This is a genomic window from Methylobacillus glycogenes JCM 2850, assembly GCF_000617925.1.
Classification (GTDB): Bacteria; Pseudomonadota; Gammaproteobacteria; order Burkholderiales; family Methylophilaceae; genus Methylobacillus; species Methylobacillus glycogenes.
Genome location: NZ_BAMT01000009.1, coordinates 116251 through 132276 on the forward strand (window position 1 = coordinate 116251; position 16026 = coordinate 132276).

Here is a 16026-nt window from a genome sequence, read left to right on the forward strand (position 1 = left end):
TAATTATCTGATATTTAATACAATTTATATTTAGTAACACTTACCATTAAAATGAAAGTTGTTGAATAAATTGCCACAAGCAAAATATATTTTTAAGTTATTAAAATTTGCTTTCAATAACAACCCATTGTTGTATTTGAGTGTTTTAATTTCTATACTTTCTATAGGTATTGAATTGTTGGCAATGGCAAGCCTATTGCCTTTATTTGAACTTGTTTCAGGAGAAACAGTAGATAAGCATGGTTTGATTTCAAAAGCTCTGATTATATTGGGGTTTACAGTTGATGCTGCCAGCCTTTTGCAAGTTTTCTTCTTATTGTTCACTTTGAGAGTAGTCACGCAACTATTTAGTCAAAGCCTGACGCACTACCTTGGAAGACGTGTGATGGCTCAGCTCGGTTCTAGGGCTTTTGAAAAAATCATTACTTCGATGTCAATTGATAAAATATCTGAAAAAAGTATAGGTTTTTTTATGGGGCTTGCTGGAGATGAATCCTTCAGGGCGAGTACTCTGGTTGTTGCATTGACTCAGTTTGTTGCAACATTTTTACTGGGGGTAATGTATTTTATTTCTATTGCAATTTATTCACTATATGCCGCCGAAATGATTTTCATTTTAATGCTTGTGTCTGCCGTATTCTTCATTTGGATTTTAAAAATATCTCATAAGATGGGCGTGAGGCAAATAGAAGGTTCAAGGAAAGCAAATTCCATTTTCATGGATGCGATGAACAATATCAAAGCAGTAAGATCACTTTCTTCCGAGAAGTATGTTGCCGGTTTGTATAGGCGAAAGATTTTTACGTATGCAAATATTCTTTTTTACCTTGATGCAATAAATCTGGCTACGAAGTTAGTACCAATAATATTTCTATTACTCGGATCTTTGGCTTTGATATTGAGTGGCTGGGTTTCTGTTGAAAACTTAGGGATGGCTTACATTGTGTCATTGATAGCTTATCTCATGCGATTTTTCCCAGTTGTTGGTCAGAGTATCACTCTAGCTGTTCGCATTGTTGCAGATGCGAAATCGGGAAAAGATGTGACGGAATTAGTTTCCGATGAAAGTGCCGAGAGCGCTAATTCAGACAACTATTTACACAAGATAGATACAATCAAGATTGATAATTTGTCGTTTTCATACCGTGATGTTCAAGGCGTAAGGCCAGCGGTTCTCAATTCTGTTTACTACGAGTTTGAAAAGAACAACTCTTATGCTTTAGTGGGGAAATCTGGTTTAGGAAAGTCTACTTTGCTGGATGTTTTGCTGAAGTTTTATCCTCCTGCTTCAGGCAGTATTTCAATAGATGGTATTTCAACAGAAAATATCCCTGGAGCACATATCAGGCATTCTATTGTACTTATTAATCAAGAACCTGCGATTTTTGATGATACGGTCTACAACAATATTTGTATGGGCGAGACTTTTACTCTAGAGGACGTAAAATGGGCTTGCGAATTAGCTTGTATTTCTAAAGATGTGGAAAGTCTTGCGCAAGGTTATGAAACACGTTTGCAATATCAAGGAAAAAATCTTTCAGGTGGGCAGCGTCAGCGTATAGCTATTGCCAGAGCATTAGTGCGCAAACCTAATGTGCTGATACTTGATGAAAGTACAACAGCTTTAGATAAGGCTACACAAGAAATTGTGATACGGAATCTTATGAATGAGTATGAAAATAAGATCATTATATTTGTCAGTCATGATCCTTATATCATGTCTCAAGTCGATCATACAGTTGATTTGGCATTAATCAATAAAGTATAAATTTATGTCTATCTCAAGTATTGCTTTAAAAATATTTAATTATTCGCAAGAGATTTTTTCATTTTACCGGGATAGAGGCTTATATAAATTCTCTTATGCGCAAGAGGGGGAAGATTTAATTCTGAGTAGAATTTTTGACCGAACCTCTACTGGGTATTATATTGATATAGGTGCTCATCACCCAGTAAGGTTCTCCAATACTTATTTATTTTATAAACGTGGTTGGAGGGGAGTTTGTATAGATCCCTCACACGAGGCTATTGCTTTGTTTAAAACACGGCGCCCAGCAGATATTGCCTTGGAAATGGGGGTATCTGATCATGAGTCTGAGCTGACTTATCATATGTTCGATGAGCCTGCTCTCAATACCTTCAGTGAGGAATTGGCCAATCAGCGTATACAAAACACTGCTTATAAACGCGTCGGTACCCGCAAGGTGCCAGTAAGACCCTTGACTAAAATTTTGGATGAAGTGCTGCTGCCGGATACTGAAATTGATTTCATGAGTATAGATGTTGAAGGCTTTGATTACCAAGTGCTTGCCTCTAACGACTGGTCAAAGTACAGGCCTCGTATAGTTCTGGCAGAAGCACTTGATGATGTCGCTGGCGAACGCATACGCAGTTTCATGATTCAAAATCATTACAAAGTCATAGCGCGTACATTCAACACTGAGTTTTATCAAGATCTTTTGAAACTGTAAGTAACCATGTCCAATCTAGCACCTGTTGCCCTGTTTACTTATAACCGCCCTGACCATACTAAAAGGACGATTGAAGCACTGAAGAATAATACCTTGTCTGCTGAAACGGACTTGCTGATTTTTTCTGATGCTGCAAAAAATATTACACAGCAAAGCATGGTGGATGCTGTCAGAGCGTTTACTCACACTGTTGAAGGCTTCAAGTCAGTAAGAATCATAGAACGTCAAACGAATTTTGGGCTAGCTGCTTCGATTATTGATGGTGTAACAAATGTACTTGCAGAGTATGGTCGCATAATAGTTCTTGAAGACGACATGGTCACCAGTCCATATTTTCTTCAATACATGAATGATAGCTTGAGTCAGTATGCTGATTTTCATGAAGTTGCAAGTATTCATGCCTATGTTTATCCCATCGCAGGATTGCCCGATACTTTCTTTTTGCGTGGTGCAGATTGCTGGGGCTGGGCTACATGGAGGGATAGATGGGATTGGTTTGAACCAGATGGAAGTAAGTTGTTTGCGCAACTGAAGCAGCTTAACTTGCTGAATAAGTTTGATTATAACGGTAGTTATCCATTTTCAAATATGTTGCGCGACCAGATTGCAGGAACCAATAATTCTTGGGCAATACGTTGGCATGCTAGTGCTTTCTTGCTTAATAAGTTGACGCTTTATCCTGGTAAAGCTTTGCTTAGTAATATTGGACATGATGGATCCGGTGTGCATTGTGGAGAAAGCGAAACATACTCTGCGGAGTTGAGAGCTGACCGATTACTATTGACTGATATTCCATTGCGCGAGTCTGAGCCGGCATTTAAGAAATTTGAGCAATTTTTTCTTGAAAGCAAACCATCAGTTGTTCGCAAAATGATGCTGAAGGCAAAATCCGTATTTAAAAAATTTTTATGAGTTTTATCAAGATCCTAAAATTATTATGCCCCCCACTTTTTCTGCATATTCTGCAGAAGTATAGGCGGCGTAACTTTGCCTCTTCGTTCGCCGGAAATTATTCTTCTTGGGCGCATGCTAAACAAAATAGTGGTGGCTATGATGCGGAAAATATTCTCACCATCATTCAAGAGTCAGCTCTCAAAGTCAAGCGTGGTGAAGCGGTTTTTGAACGAGATTCAGTATGTTTCCATCATGTTGAGTATAGATATTCCGCTTTGTCTGGATTGCTATACGCAGCTGTTAGTTCTGGTGGCAAGTTGAGTGTCCTGGATTTTGGAGGCTCTCTGGCAAGTTTTTATTCTCAGCATGCTGCAATATTGTCTATAGTTAAGGATTTGCGTTGGGGAGTTGTTGAGCAGCCACATTTTGTTGCCTGGGGTCGCGAGCACCTAACCACAACTGATCTTAAATTTTACAATAGCCTCACAGAGTTTATTTTGGATGGAAAACCCAATGTTATTTTTCTTTCCAGCGTCCTGCAATATTTGGAGCATCCATACCAGCTGTTAGAAGAATTATTGAGGCTAGATTCTGAGTTTATTCTTTTCGATCGCACGGCTTTTTATGACGTTGTTGACCGCTTAACTGTCCAGACAGTGCCTGCATCGATTTATCCGGCAAGTTACCCTGCCTGGTTCATTTCTTGGGACAAATTTATAAATACTATGAGTGCAGGAGGGTATGAGGTCATCATGGAGTTTCCTTGTGCAGACCTGACGGACATAGGCTATTACAAAGGGCTTTTTTTCAAGCGCAAGAGTGTAAGTTGATTTTCTAACAAGCAATTGTTCATCTTTGAGTTACTGTGTCTTATTTCTTCTAATGTACGGGTTGATTCTCTTGTTGTGAAATTGTTAAGGTAATTGTATGAATGATGAACTGTACTCAGGTAAGAATATTCTTGTTACTGGTGGCTTGGGTTTTATTGGTTCAAACTTGGTCAAAAGATTAATTGCGCACAAAGCCAAGGTGACCGTTGTAGATAGCCTGTTACCTCTTTATGGTGGCAATGCCTTTAACCTTAGTGGCTATGAATCGCTGGTCAATATCAACATCAGCGATGTACGTGATAGTCATGCCATGGCTTATCTTATCAAAGGCAAGGATTACCTTTTTAACCTTGCTGGACAAACTAGCCATTTGGATTCCATGACCGACCCCAGGACGGATCTGGATATCAATGCCGCAGCACAATTATCCATTCTGGAAGCATGCCGACAGCATAATCCCGATGTCAGAATAGTCTTCGCTAGCACCAGACAGCTTTATGGCAAGCCTGAGTATTTACCTGTAGATGAGTCACACCCGATTCAGCCAGTGGATGTGAATGGCATCAATAAATTGGCAGGGGAGTGGTATCACATTCTCTATAACAATGTTTACGGTATCAAAGCCTGTGCGCTACGTCTGACAAATACATATGGTCCTGGCATGCGCGTCAAGGATGCCCGTCAGACTTTTCTTGGGATTTGGTTGCGTAGAGTGATTGAAGGCAAGCCAATTGCGGTATTTGGAGATGGCTTGCAATTGAGGGATTTCAATTACGTTGATGATGTGGTGGATGCTCTGTTACTGGCTGCCGCCAATACAGAAGCAGATGGGCAAATATTTAATCTCGGCAGTGATGAGGTTGTAAATTTACAGCAAGTAGCTGAATTAATGACACAATTTCAGCCTGGTTCCAGCTATGAGATTGTGCCATTCCCACCTGAGAGAAAAGCCATTGATATCGGTGACTACTATAGTGATTTCAATAAAATCAAGCAGGTTTTAGGTTGGAGCCCCCGTGTGGGCTTGCAACAAGGGCTTGCTGCAAGCCTGGCATACTATCGCCAGCATCATGATAAATATTGGGACAACGTATGATTTTAATGAATGACTTCAAGGCTGAACCAGAAGCTTTGATTGCAGCGCAGCTGCAAGCCGTCGAGCGTGTGCTGCGCTCCGGTTGGTATGTATTAGGTGAGGAGGGGCGCAAGTTTGAGTCATTGTGGTCTCAGCGTTGCGGCACTTCTCATACAGTGGGTGTTGGCAATGGCATGGATGCGATTGAGATAGGATTGCGCGCGCTGGACATTGGGCCCGGTGATGAGGTGATTACCACTGCGATGACGGCTTTTGCCTCTGTGCTGGCGATCATACGTGCAGGTGCTACGCCGGTCTTGGCCGATATTGATCCTGACACTGGCTTATTGAGTCATGAAAGTGTCAAGCGATGCATCAACTCGCGAACGAAAGCGGTCTTGCTAGTCCATCTATACGGGCAAATCAGGGATATGCAATCCTGGCTGAACTTGTGCGATCAGCATCAAGTGGCTTTGTTGGAAGATTGTGCTCAAGCACATTTGGCGCAAGCGGAAGGTAAAGTGGCGGGGAGTTTTGGTCGCTTTGGTGCTTACAGCTTTTATCCGACCAAAAACCTGGGCGCCATTGGCGATGGAGGGGCTTTGGTAACATCTCAATCTGCGCTGGCAGACAAGGCTGCAGTGTTAAGAAATTATGGCCAAAGTGTGCGTTACCATCATCCAGAGTTTGGCTTGAATAGTCGTCTTGACGAAATTCAGGCGGCCTTGCTCACGGTAAGGCTAGAGTGGCTGGAACAATATACAAGTCATAGGCAATCAATTGCCGCTCAATACAGGCAGCAGTTGAATAATCCATACGTGCGCCTCATGCAAACTCCAACAGAGCCATTAGCCCATGTCTATCATTTGTTTGTTGTGCTAACGGAGCACCGTGAAGCATTGCAGGCTCACTTGCAGGCAAATGGCGTTCAGGCATTGATTCATTATCCTGTGCCTATTCATCATCAGGAAAAGTGCAGCGATATATTGAGAGATCCGGCTGGGCTGCAATTTAGTGAGGCCCATGCACAGCAATGCCTTTCGCTGCCATGTCATCCTCAAATGTCTGAACAAGATGTTCAGACCGTCATTGCTGCAGTCAATAGGTTTGCACTGTAAACATGGAGCATTTTGTCACACTGTTTGATAGCAAGTTTCTGCCTCAAGGTTTGTGCCTGCATGAGTCGCTGGCCCGCCATGCCAGGGATTTTCATTTATGGATAGTCTGTATGGATAAAGTGGTGCATGAGCAACTGGAAAAATTGCAGTTGCCTCATGTTTCGCTTATGCGCTTGGCCGATTTTGAAAGCGAGGCATTATTGGCCGTTAAACCAGGCAGAACAAAGGGGGAGTATTGCTGGACCATAACCCCATTCACTGCCGAATGGGTGTTTGCTCAACACCCAGAGGTGGCACGAGTCACTTATCTTGATGCAGATTTATTTTTTTTCAACGATCCTGCGATACTTTTTCATGAGTTTGAACAAAGCGGCAAGCATGTGATGATTACTGAGCATGCATATGCACCCGATTACATTCAGCATCTGGAAACGAGTGGACGGTTTTGTGTGCAATTCATGGTATTTGATCGAAGTGAAGCATCCCGTAAAGTTATGCATTGGTGGCAAGATCGCTGCGTGGAGTGGTGTTTTGCAAGGATGGAGGATGGAAAGTTTGGTGATCAGAAATATTTAGATTTATGGCCTACAATTTTTGCCGATGATGTCCACATATTGAAGTGCGTTGAACAAACGTTGGCACCTTGGAATGTAGACTATCAACTTCAGCACCAAAGTGGGAAATTCAAGCCGGTTTTTTACCACTTTCATGCATTCCGCATAATCAAGTTTAATCTTGTCAGACTTTATGAAGGGTACCAGATAGCTAAAAGTTCTCGTTACCTCTATGACGAGTATCTTGCGACTTTGCAGAAAAAAATTGGGATGTTGCATCGGTTTGCCATTCCGTTGCCATTGTTGCCAGAAAAATGTGGTATTAGGCCAAAATTGGCTTCTTATTACACATGGATCAGAGGATTTACCGCTACAGCTAAGATCAAATAAAATGCAAAAACTTAGTGTGATTACGGCAACATATAATGCCGCTAAAAATTTACCAGATTTAGTGCAAAGCCTGCTTAGTCAAACTGATATGGATTTCGAGTGGGTCGTTGCAGATGGCGGTTCAAGTGACGAAACTATATCTTATCTAAAAAGCGTTGTAGGCATTAATCTTTTGCTGTCAGCGCAACAGGATTTTGGTATATACGATGCATTAAATCGTGCGATTTCGCTAAGCTCAGGCGATTATTATTTGGTCTTGGGTGCCGATGATATTTTGTATCCACATGCTGTCGAGGCGTTTAAGCGTGCGGCTGGCATAGGTCTGCCTGATCTCGTCACCGCAAGTGTAGAGTCAGATCATGGTGTCATGATTGCTGGAAGTGGCAGGCCATTTTTGCGCGGACAATTGGCTTATATTTCCAATCATTCTGTCGGTACTATGATCAAAAAAAGTTTGCATGATCGTTTTGGTTATTACTCCCGCCGATTCCCTATCACGGCAGATCAGTATTTTATCAAGCGTGTTTGTGGCGCTAGCGAAACGGTGATTTACAAAGCAGATTTTGTAGCAGGCTATTATCCAGCTACAGGCGTGTCAGGAGCAGATGTCCCTGGGACGATGGTTGAATTTTTCCGCGTGCAATTGGAAACCGAACCTAATTCAGTGCTCCAGCTAGTACTTTTCATTTTGCGTTTGATACGCCATACCCCCAAGCTCATCCGGTATGCACACTACAAAAAATTGCGCGATCTACCCCAGCATGAATAGCAACGTATTGTTTATCACTGGCTTTCATCCTGGAGGTATGGGTTTTATTGGTGCAGGTGAGGCAATCAGTCAGCAACATATAGAGCGACTGATAAAGCAAGGAAGGAAAGTGCATGTGCTGGCACTTGCCCCTAATTATCAAGTCGCCAGTCCTGAGGTTGTTGCAAGCTGTGCTTCCTACACCACGCTTACGCATACGCGATGGATGACGTTTGCAGCTTTATGGCGCTCACGCCAGCAGGGAAGTCTGCTCTGCCCCTGGTTATTTACGCGTGTATCACCGCAAGCTGAACGTTTTATCCGTCAGTTGTTGGACCAACACGCCATTACTGAGATCTATCTTGATTTTCCATCTTGTCTTGGCTTCGCGCCAACATACAATCAATTACCCATTCATTACATTGTTCATGATGTGTTGTCGCAAAAAGTTGAGCGACGTCCTTTATTAAAATGGCTGAAAAATCAAGTGTTGCGCACGGAATCGTCCCTGCTGCGTCATGTCACCCAGTGTTTCACACTTTCCCTGAAGGACAAGCTGAGATGCGAGGAAATAGGGTATAGCGGCCAGATAGAGGTGCAGGTGCCGCACATTCTCAAGGTAGGGGTTGTTAATCAAGGAGTGCCAATTGCAGGGATCCTCAAGCAATTTCCTGGCAAGAAAAACCTGGTTTTTTTTGGCAACATGCAGCGGGCTGAAAATCATTACTCCATCTTAAGATTTTTGTTGTGCAGTTATCCTGGCATCTGGTTGGAGCATCGCGATGTTCAGTGCTGGATATTAGGTTTGGCACCAAGAACGCTATTGCGTTGGATATCGAAAGTGTTGCCTGGTGTTAGAGTCACTGGCGCTGTTGATGACCCAACTGAGGCGTTTAAGGCGGCAACTTTATGTATTGCACCTGTATATTACGGTGCTGGTGTGAAAATCAAAGTTTTACAAATGCTGGAATCGGGAGCCACAGTTATATCGACGCCAGTCGGAGCTGAGGGTATTCACGGCAGTGAAAAACTCATTACGGTGGAAAGTGCTCGTCTATCCTCCACTATCAAGCAACGTTTGGCAGTTGAATCATGAATCAGCATGAACTCCCCAGCGTTGCAGTGTTGTTGGCCAGTTTCAACGGTAGGGCTTGGATAGCGGAGCAGCTTGCCAGTATTCTTGCTCAACAGGGTGTCAAGCTTCATGTGTTTATTGCGGACGACTTATCCACTGATGGCACTTGGGAGTGGTTGAATGTAGAGGCTGCTTGTCATCAAAACGTGACTTTGCTGCCACATAATCAGCGTGCAGGTTCTGCGGGCAGGAATTTTTATCGTTTGATCCACGAAGTTGATCTGGATGGTTTCGATTTCGTTGCATTTGCAGATCAAGATGATGTGTGGGATAGCTATAAGTTGAGCAGGCATGCACGCTTGATGAAGCTACATCAGGCTGATGGTGTGTCTTCCAATGTTGAGGCATTTTGGCCTGACGGCAGAGTGATGCTGATCGTTAAATCTCAAGCTCAGCGGCAGTTTGATTATCTCTTCGAATCTGCTGGGCCAGGTTGTACTTTCTTGATGACTACTCGCCTCGCACATCAAGTGCGCAATGTGCTCCAAGATGAGCTATCTCCAGCGCGGGATGTTACTTTGCATGATTGGCTAACTTATGCAATTGCACGTTCCTTGGGATATACCTGGGTGATAGATGCTAACCCTTCTCTGAAATATCGGCAGCATGGCAATAATGTGATTGGGGCCAATGTCAGTCTTAAAGCGAAATGGACGAGATTGAAACAAATCCGCGATGGCTGGTATCGCCAGCAAGTCATTAAGGTGACACGCATCGCTTATGCTTTTTCTCAGCGCGAAGATTTGCAGCGCTTATTGGTTTTGCTGGAGAAGCCTTCACTTGGAAACCGCCTGCAGTTATTGCCATATGCCTGGCATGGAAGGCGATCAGTGAAGGATCGTTTATTCCTGATGTTTAGTATTGTGTTTAAGTGGTTTTGAACGATGAGTCAGCAACATATTTTGGTTACCGGAGCTAATGGCTTTGTGGGTCGATCACTATGCAATCAATTATGCCAATCAGCCTTTCAAGTCACCCAGGTTGGACGTGCTCTAAATAGCGCTGATGGGGGAGCATATAGCCAGGTTGTGTCGATAGATGGAACAACGGATTGGTCGACCATCTTGGATGAGGTTGAGGTAGTGATACATCTTGCTGCCAGAGTTCATGTGATGCAGGAAAACTTAGTTGATCCAATCGTGGCTTACTGGCAAACCAATGTCGAGGGCACCTTGAATTTGGCCAGGCAAGCGCTAAATGCTGGGGTTAAACGCTTTATTTTTGTAAGTTCCATCAAGGTTAATGGCGAGCAAAGTTTCCCAGGCAAACCATTTACTGCAGAAGATATGCCTATGCCAGAAGATGCCTATGGCAAATCCAAGTGGGAGGCGGAGCAGGGCTTGCTTGCATTGGCAAAGGATTCAAATATGGTTGTGGTCATTATTCGCCCACCTCTGGTTTATGGTCCCGGTGTAAAAGGTAATTTTTCCACCATGATCAAACTGCTGCAGACAGGCTTGCCATTGCCTTTCGGGGCGATTGCCAATCAACGGTCTTTGGTTGCTATCGATAATTTGATCCACTTAATTATGGTGTGTATTAATCATCCGGCCGCCGCCAATCAGGTTTTCTTAGTCAGTGATGGTGAGGATTTGTCTACTACCGCTTTATTGCGTCGCTTGGCTCTAGCGGCTGGCGTATCATCTAGATTGATTCCCTTTCCTGCAGCATGGGTCAACTTCGTCTTTACTGTTCTGGGTAAGAAAATGATGGCAGGGAGAATTTTAGGGTCTTTGCAGGTGGATATCAGCAAGACACGCGAGGTATTAGGCTGGCAGCCTCCTGTGACAGTTGATCAAGGGCTGCGAAATTGTTTTCCAACTAAGGCTGAGCCGTGATTCGTTTTTTTGACATTGTATTTTCCTTGCTTGGCCTGGTATTCGGTTTGCCATTATTGATAATAATTTATCTGGTCGGCTTGCTCGATACAGGCTCTCCCTTATTCCGCCAAGTGAGGGTAGGGCGGCATCGCCAGCCATTTACGCTGGTGAAATTCCGCACCATGAAAGTCAACACAGCATCAGTTGCCAGTCATCTGGCTTCTGCCAGCTCTATTACTTGGTTAGGTAGTTTTTTACGCAGTACAAAGTTAGATGAATTGCCGCAGCTTTGGAATGTGCTCAAGGGCGAGATGAGCTTGGTGGGGCCGCGGCCGAATTTGTTTAATCAGGATGAGTTGATTGCAGCGCGTGATGCACGGGGTGTTTATGCAGTTCGACCAGGCATCACCGGACTGGCTCAGGTGAATGACATTGATATGTCTATGCCAAAGTTGCTTGCAGAGACAGATGCTTCTATGTTGCAGCAATTAAATTTAAAGCTTTATTTCAAGCTGTTAATTCAGACTGTATTGGGCAAGGGGCGTGGTGACAGGGTCGTGCGGTGATCTACCGCCATGCCAGTTAGGCGAGTGCTATTTTCGTTCTGCCAACGCAGCACTATAGTTTTTCAGTAAAATACATTTTTTTCATTTTAGGCCGTGCGCGTGCATACCCCCCCCCATTTATTTCGTTGGCCTAATTTCATCAGTTTGAAAAACCCGCGCTCAATCAGTGCCTGGGTGCATGACATCATTGCCGCCATGCTTGCGTGGTGGGTAGCATTTCTTTTCCGCTTCAATTTTGATATCCCTGCCCCATTTGCCGAGAGCATGTTGCAAAGTGCAGCTTGGGTTATTCCCCTGCAAGCAACATTTTTCCTGCTATGCGGCCTTTACCGCGGTGTATGGCGTTTTGCCAGTCTGCCGGATTTACAGCGGCTGATTCGAGCGATTGGGGTGGCCGCAGTAGTTGTGGTAGCAATTTTGTTTATGTTCCAGCCACATGGGGTTGTGCCGCGCTCGGTGTTGATCATGAATCCCATGCTGCTGCTTTTGTTGATGGGTGGCAGCCGCATTGCCTACCGCGCCTGGAAAGAGCATCGACTGTATGGCGCGGCCCAATCCTCAGGTAAGCCAGTGTTGGTGCTTGGCGCCGGGGATGCCGCGATTGCCTTGCTCAAGGATTTATCCAAGAGTCATGAGTGGCGCATAGTGGGCTTGCTTGATGATAAGCAATCAATGTTCGGCCGTGAGTTGCTTGGTGTAAAAGTGCTAGGCAAACTCAGCGATTTTCCTGAGATCGCCAAGGCAATGTCTGTTCAGCATGTGATTGTGGCCATTCCTTCGGCGCGCAACAACGCAGGCGCCAGATTATTGATATGGCCAGTCAGCACAAACTCAAGGTACTTACCGTGCCATCACTGGAAGATTTGATGAGTGGGCGTGTCAGCATGGCGCAGCTACGTCCGGTTGAGGTTGAAGATTTGCTTGGGCGTGAGCCTGTGGTGTTGGACGATGATGGTTTGCACCAGTTGATCGATAGTCAGGTGGTTATGGTCACTGGCGCGGGCGGCTCGATTGGTTCAGAACTTTGCCGACAGTTACTCAAGTTTCAGCCTTCAATGCTGGTGTGTTTCGACCATTCGGAGTTTTCTCTTTATAGCCTAGAGCAAGAACTGACCGCTTTAAAGCTGGATGTGCGGATTGAATATCTGGTAGGGGACGTCAAGAATGCACGACGCGTGCAGCACGTGCTTGCTAGTTATCAGCCAGCACAGTATTTCATGCTGCAGCCTATAAACATGTGCCTATGATGGAAAACCGTAACGTTGCAGAGTCATTATCCAATAATGTGCTGGGTACTTTCACAGTAGCCAGTGCATGTAAGGCGGCGGGCGTTAATAAGTTTGTGCTGGTATCCACAGATAAAGCGGTTAACCCAACCAATGTCATGGGGGCTAGCAAACGTCTGGCTGAAATGGTGTGTCAAGGTTTGCAGGCGGAAACAGGAACCCGCTTTGTGGTAGTGCGTTTCGGCAATGTGCTGGGCAGCAGTGGTAGTGTGATCCCTAAGTTTAAAGAGCAAATTGCGCTTGGTGGGCCAGTCACCGTTACTCATCCCGAGATCACGCGTTATTTCATGTCTATACCTGAGGCGTGCCAGTTGGTCATGCAAGCCGGATTGATGGGTAAGGGCGGAGAAATATTCGTGCTAGATATGGGTGACCCCATCAAGATTGTGGACTTGGCGCGTGCTATGATTAGGTTGTCAGGGTTGGGGGATGATGAGGTCGACATTGTTTTTTCCGGCCTGCGCCCTGGCGAGAAGCTGTACGAGGAACTTTTGGCAGACGACGAACTCACTTTACCGACGCCGCACGATAAATTGCGTATCGCCGTGGCTAGAAGTGCAGATGAGGCCTGGGTTGTGGCTTTGCTCAAGTGGGTAGACAAGTCATCCAGCATGGATGAGGCAGTCGTGAAGCAAGAGCTCAAGATGTGGGTGGAGGAGTATGCAGGTGATATACATGCTAGTCTTTCTTCTGCGTTGACTCCCGGGTCATCGACAATACATTAAAAGAAAGACGATTGAGATGACAAAAAAAATTACCAAGGCAGTCTTCCCCGTGGCAGGTCTTGGCACGCGTTTCTTGCCGGCCACCAAAGCCAGCCCCAAAGAGATGCTGCCTATCGTTGATAAACCTCTGATTCAGTATGCCGCGGAAGAAGCAGTTGCTGCTGGTGCAACTGAACTGATCTTTATTATTGGTCGCAATAAGCGCTCCATTCCTGATCATTTTGACAAGTCTTTTGAACTTGAAGCTTCCCTAGAAGCCAGCAAGAAAACCAAGATGCTTGAGGAAATTCAGAACATTCTACCCAAGCACGTTTCCTGCATTTATATCCGTCAAGCTGAAGCTTTGGGCTTGGGCCACGCGGTGTTGCTGGCTAAATCTGTCGTGGGTAATGAACCGTTCTCTGTCATTTTGGCAGATGACTTGATTGATGCTGAAAAGCCTGCGATGCAACAAATGACTGAGTTGTTTGAAAAGCAAGGAGCTTCAATTCTTGGTGTTGAAGATGTTGAGCCAAGCGAGACAGCAAGCTACGGTATTGTTGATGCAGTGGAATTGACAGGCCCAGATGTATTGCAGCTGAACGGCATTGTTGAAAAGCCACAGCCTGAAGATGCACCTTCTAACCTGGCGGTGGTTGGACGTTATATTTTGACTCCTGAAATCTTCACCTGCCTTGAGAATGTCAAGCCAGGTAAGGGTGGGGAAATTCAATTGACCGATGGTATTGCTGCGCTGATGGAGCAACAAAAGATTCTGGCTTATCGCTTCAAGGGTAAGCGTTACGACTGCGGCAGCAAGTTGGGCTATGTCAAAGCCAATGTCGAGTTTTCGCTTAAGCATGAAGAAATTGGTGAGGAGTTCTCGCAGTATCTGCGTGAATTGACCAAGTAAGGCTCATGGAATCCCTAGATACCCACCCCAATGTCATCCTCGGCCAAGCTGAGCTTATTCATGATGAGCTTACGGTCAGCCAAGCCCTAGCCAGGGTAGCCAACGAGATTACCTTGGCATTGGCGGATGAATCCCCCGTTGTGCTGTGCGTGATGGGCGGCGGGGTGGTGTTCGCTGGGCAATTGCTTCCTCGTTTAACCTTCCCCCTCGAGTTTGATTATGTCCAGGCCAGCCGTTACCACAATCGTACTGATGGTGACGCGCTGCAGTGGAAAGTAAAACCCAGCAGCATCGTGCGTGATCGCACGGTGCTAGTGCTGGATGATATTCTGGATGAAGGCATTACGCTTGCTGCGATCAAGACTGAGTGTCTAGCATTGGGTGCAAAGCAAGTATTGGTGGCAGTGCTGGTAGAGAAAGCGCTGAATCAGGATAAACCCATACATGCGGATTACATTGGCTTGGAAGTGCCTAACCGTTATGTGTTTGGCTGTGGCATGGATGTATATGGTTGGTGGCGAAACTTACCAGCGATTTATGCGTTGTAGGCAAACGTACGCAGCCTTGTCAGGCAGGCATCTATTTCAATGTATGCTTTTTTTAGAAAGAAAAGCCTCAACAGTGTCTGCCAGCTTGATGGGACTAAATGGCTTGGTGAGGTAACCATCACATCCCGCTTTGTATCCTTCTAATATGTCCTGCTCTTGTCCTCTTGCCGTCAGAAAAATAATCAAAGTATCTTTGTAACTTGGCTGTGATTTGAGGATGCTGCATATCTGGTAGCCATCCAAAGTGCCAGGCATCATAATGTCGAGCAAAATAAGGTCGGGTTTGAGTTCCATCGCTCGCTCCAGTCCCATATCTCCATTGCTGGCTTCTTGGATGTTGTAGTTATTGAATTCAAGACTGATACGAATTAATTTTCGAACATCTTCATGATCTTCAATGATTAAAATTGTATACAATCCTTGCCCCTAAATTGTTGATTATATTGTTATCCATGAGGAAGTTAGGGTCGATACTTAATTGCTGATTTTAAGTTTAATCCATTTGATGTCAACCGCTTATTCTAGAAATTTCTCTATCTGTTTGATTTTATTTAACGCACCCGATAATATGAAAAATATTATGCCGCAAGAATGTGACCATGCCTGACCGAACCAATATAAAAAAAGAAGAGTTCATCTCAACGCGAGAGGCCTCCAAGATTCTGGATGTGTCCTTACGCACGGTTCAGCTTTGGGTCGAATCTGGCATCCTCAAAGCTTGGAAAACCGCTGGCGGACATAGACGCATTTCTCAGTCCTCAGTGGATCAGATACTGCTACAGCGCAGACAAGCTATCTCCTCAGGGTCTGAGCAAGACCAAAAAGCCTTCCATATTTTATTGGTTGAAGATGACAGTGCCTTACGCAACTTGTTTTATTACTTCTTCTCCAGCTGGAAATTCCCGATTCGTGTTGATATTGCCAAAGATGGTTTTGAAGGCCTGATCAATCTAGGCCGTGAAATTCCTGATCTC

Annotated in this window: 16 protein-coding genes and 1 pseudogene; 16 read left to right on the forward strand and 1 reads right to left on the reverse strand. The window is 44.7% G+C overall.

Annotated elements, in window-relative coordinates; translation table 11 throughout:
• Positions 1 to 61: 61 nt before the first annotated feature.
• The 15 genes and pseudogenes from JCM2850_RS12270 to JCM2850_RS12340 all read left to right on the forward strand — a co-directional run bounded on the left by JCM2850_RS12270 (position 62) and on the right by JCM2850_RS12340 (position 15052).
• A complete protein-coding gene (locus JCM2850_RS12270) occupies positions 62 to 1768 on the forward strand; it encodes an ATP-binding cassette domain-containing protein (RefSeq protein ID WP_025872174.1) in 1707 nt (568 codons plus the stop codon).
• Between the two features lie 4 nt (positions 1769 to 1772).
• Positions 1773 to 2471 carry an FkbM family methyltransferase gene (locus JCM2850_RS21105; RefSeq protein WP_025872176.1) on the forward strand — a complete coding sequence of 233 codons (699 nt, stop codon included), beginning with the start codon at positions 1773 to 1775 and terminating at the stop codon, positions 2469 to 2471.
• Between the two features lie 6 nt (positions 2472 to 2477).
• Positions 2478 to 3383 (forward strand): glycosyltransferase family 2 protein, encoded by a 906-nt coding sequence (locus tag JCM2850_RS12280; RefSeq protein ID WP_025872177.1) that lies wholly within the window; start codon positions 2478 to 2480, stop codon positions 3381 to 3383.
• Positions 3380 to 4195, forward strand: coding sequence for a methyltransferase, TIGR04325 family (locus tag JCM2850_RS12285; RefSeq protein WP_025872179.1), 816 nt, complete (start codon positions 3380 to 3382; stop codon positions 4193 to 4195). Before JCM2850_RS12280 ends, JCM2850_RS12285 begins: the two co-directional genes overlap by 4 nt.
• A gap of 97 nt (positions 4196 to 4292) precedes the next feature.
• Entirely contained in the window at positions 4293 to 5291 is a 999-nt protein-coding gene (locus JCM2850_RS12290) for an NAD-dependent epimerase/dehydratase family protein (RefSeq protein ID WP_025872181.1), read from the forward strand.
• Positions 5276 to 6388 carry a DegT/DnrJ/EryC1/StrS family aminotransferase gene (locus tag JCM2850_RS12295; protein WP_234406244.1) on the forward strand — a complete coding sequence of 371 codons (1113 nt, stop codon included), beginning with the start codon at positions 5276 to 5278 and terminating at the stop codon, positions 6386 to 6388. Before JCM2850_RS12290 ends, JCM2850_RS12295 begins: the two co-directional genes overlap by 16 nt.
• Before the next feature lie 2 nt (positions 6389 to 6390).
• Positions 6391 to 7332 carry a glycosyl transferase gene (locus tag JCM2850_RS21660; RefSeq protein WP_025872185.1) on the forward strand — a complete coding sequence of 314 codons (942 nt, stop codon included), beginning with the start codon at positions 6391 to 6393 and terminating at the stop codon, positions 7330 to 7332.
• 1 nt (position 7333) lies between these two features.
• Positions 7334 to 8101: a glycosyltransferase gene (locus JCM2850_RS20585; RefSeq protein WP_051525406.1), complete on the forward strand. Its 768-nt coding sequence runs from the start codon at positions 7334 to 7336 to the stop codon at positions 8099 to 8101.
• Positions 8094 to 9176: a glycosyltransferase gene (locus JCM2850_RS12310; RefSeq protein WP_025872189.1), complete on the forward strand. Its 1083-nt coding sequence runs from the start codon at positions 8094 to 8096 to the stop codon at positions 9174 to 9176. Before JCM2850_RS20585 ends, JCM2850_RS12310 begins: the two co-directional genes overlap by 8 nt.
• A complete protein-coding gene (locus JCM2850_RS12315; protein WP_025872190.1) occupies positions 9173 to 10096 on the forward strand; it encodes a glycosyltransferase in 924 nt (307 codons plus the stop codon). The genes JCM2850_RS12310 and JCM2850_RS12315 overlap by 4 nt, the downstream gene beginning before the upstream one ends.
• 3 nt (positions 10097 to 10099) lie before the next feature.
• Positions 10100 to 11053 carry a UDP-glucose 4-epimerase family protein gene (locus tag JCM2850_RS12320; RefSeq protein ID WP_025872193.1) on the forward strand — a complete coding sequence of 318 codons (954 nt, stop codon included), beginning with the start codon at positions 10100 to 10102 and terminating at the stop codon, positions 11051 to 11053.
• Positions 11050 to 11601 (forward strand): sugar transferase, encoded by a 552-nt coding sequence (locus tag JCM2850_RS12325; RefSeq protein WP_025872195.1) that lies wholly within the window; start codon positions 11050 to 11052, stop codon positions 11599 to 11601. Before JCM2850_RS12320 ends, JCM2850_RS12325 begins: the two co-directional genes overlap by 4 nt.
• A gap of 195 nt (positions 11602 to 11796) precedes the next feature.
• A pseudogene (locus JCM2850_RS19080) lies at positions 11797 to 13612 on the forward strand (polysaccharide biosynthesis protein).
• A 16-nt stretch (positions 13613 to 13628) separates the two neighbouring features.
• On the forward strand, positions 13629 to 14504 hold the full coding sequence (gene galU / locus JCM2850_RS12335) for a UTP--glucose-1-phosphate uridylyltransferase GalU (RefSeq protein ID WP_025872196.1): 876 nt from the start codon (positions 13629 to 13631) through the stop codon (positions 14502 to 14504).
• Positions 14505 to 14509: 5 nt separating this feature from the next.
• The gene (locus JCM2850_RS12340) at positions 14510 to 15052 is read left to right on the forward strand and encodes a hypoxanthine-guanine phosphoribosyltransferase (protein WP_025872198.1); all 543 of its coding nucleotides are present in this window, start codon (positions 14510 to 14512) and stop codon (positions 15050 to 15052) included.
• A gap of 36 nt (positions 15053 to 15088) precedes the next feature.
• Here the strand turns inward: JCM2850_RS12340 and JCM2850_RS12345 are convergent, their stop codons facing one another.
• A complete protein-coding gene (locus JCM2850_RS12345) occupies positions 15089 to 15469 on the reverse strand; it encodes a response regulator transcription factor (RefSeq protein WP_025872200.1) in 381 nt (126 codons plus the stop codon).
• Between the two features lie 182 nt (positions 15470 to 15651).
• Between JCM2850_RS12345 and JCM2850_RS12350 the strand changes: the two genes are divergently transcribed.
• A partial coding sequence (locus tag JCM2850_RS12350) for a helix-turn-helix domain-containing protein (protein WP_025872202.1) occupies positions 15652 to 16026 on the forward strand: 375 nt, incomplete at its 3' end.

What these genes read in the sequence shown, in the direction of transcription:
- JCM2850_RS21105 (WP_025872176.1), top strand. Translation starts at nt 1,773, where the DNA reads ATGTCTATCTCAAGTATTGCTTTAAAAATATTTAATTATTCGCAAGAG.
- JCM2850_RS12280 (WP_025872177.1), top strand. Translation starts at nt 2,478, where the DNA reads ATGTCCAATCTAGCACCTGTTGCCCTGTTTACTTATAACCGCCCTGAC.
- JCM2850_RS12285 (WP_025872179.1), top strand. Translation starts at nt 3,380, where the DNA reads ATGAGTTTTATCAAGATCCTAAAATTATTATGCCCCCCACTTTTTCTG.
- JCM2850_RS12290 (WP_025872181.1), top strand. Translation starts at nt 4,293, where the DNA reads ATGAATGATGAACTGTACTCAGGTAAGAATATTCTTGTTACTGGTGGC.
- JCM2850_RS21660 (WP_025872185.1), top strand. Translation starts at nt 6,391, where the DNA reads ATGGAGCATTTTGTCACACTGTTTGATAGCAAGTTTCTGCCTCAAGGT.
- JCM2850_RS20585 (WP_051525406.1), top strand. Translation starts at nt 7,334, where the DNA reads ATGCAAAAACTTAGTGTGATTACGGCAACATATAATGCCGCTAAAAAT.
- JCM2850_RS12310 (WP_025872189.1), top strand. Translation starts at nt 8,094, where the DNA reads ATGAATAGCAACGTATTGTTTATCACTGGCTTTCATCCTGGAGGTATG.
- JCM2850_RS12315 (WP_025872190.1), top strand. Translation starts at nt 9,173, where the DNA reads ATGAATCAGCATGAACTCCCCAGCGTTGCAGTGTTGTTGGCCAGTTTC.
- JCM2850_RS12320 (WP_025872193.1), top strand. Translation starts at nt 10,100, where the DNA reads ATGAGTCAGCAACATATTTTGGTTACCGGAGCTAATGGCTTTGTGGGT.
- galU (WP_025872196.1), top strand. Translation starts at nt 13,629, where the DNA reads ATGACAAAAAAAATTACCAAGGCAGTCTTCCCCGTGGCAGGTCTTGGC.
- JCM2850_RS12340 (WP_025872198.1), top strand. Translation starts at nt 14,510, where the DNA reads ATGGAATCCCTAGATACCCACCCCAATGTCATCCTCGGCCAAGCTGAG.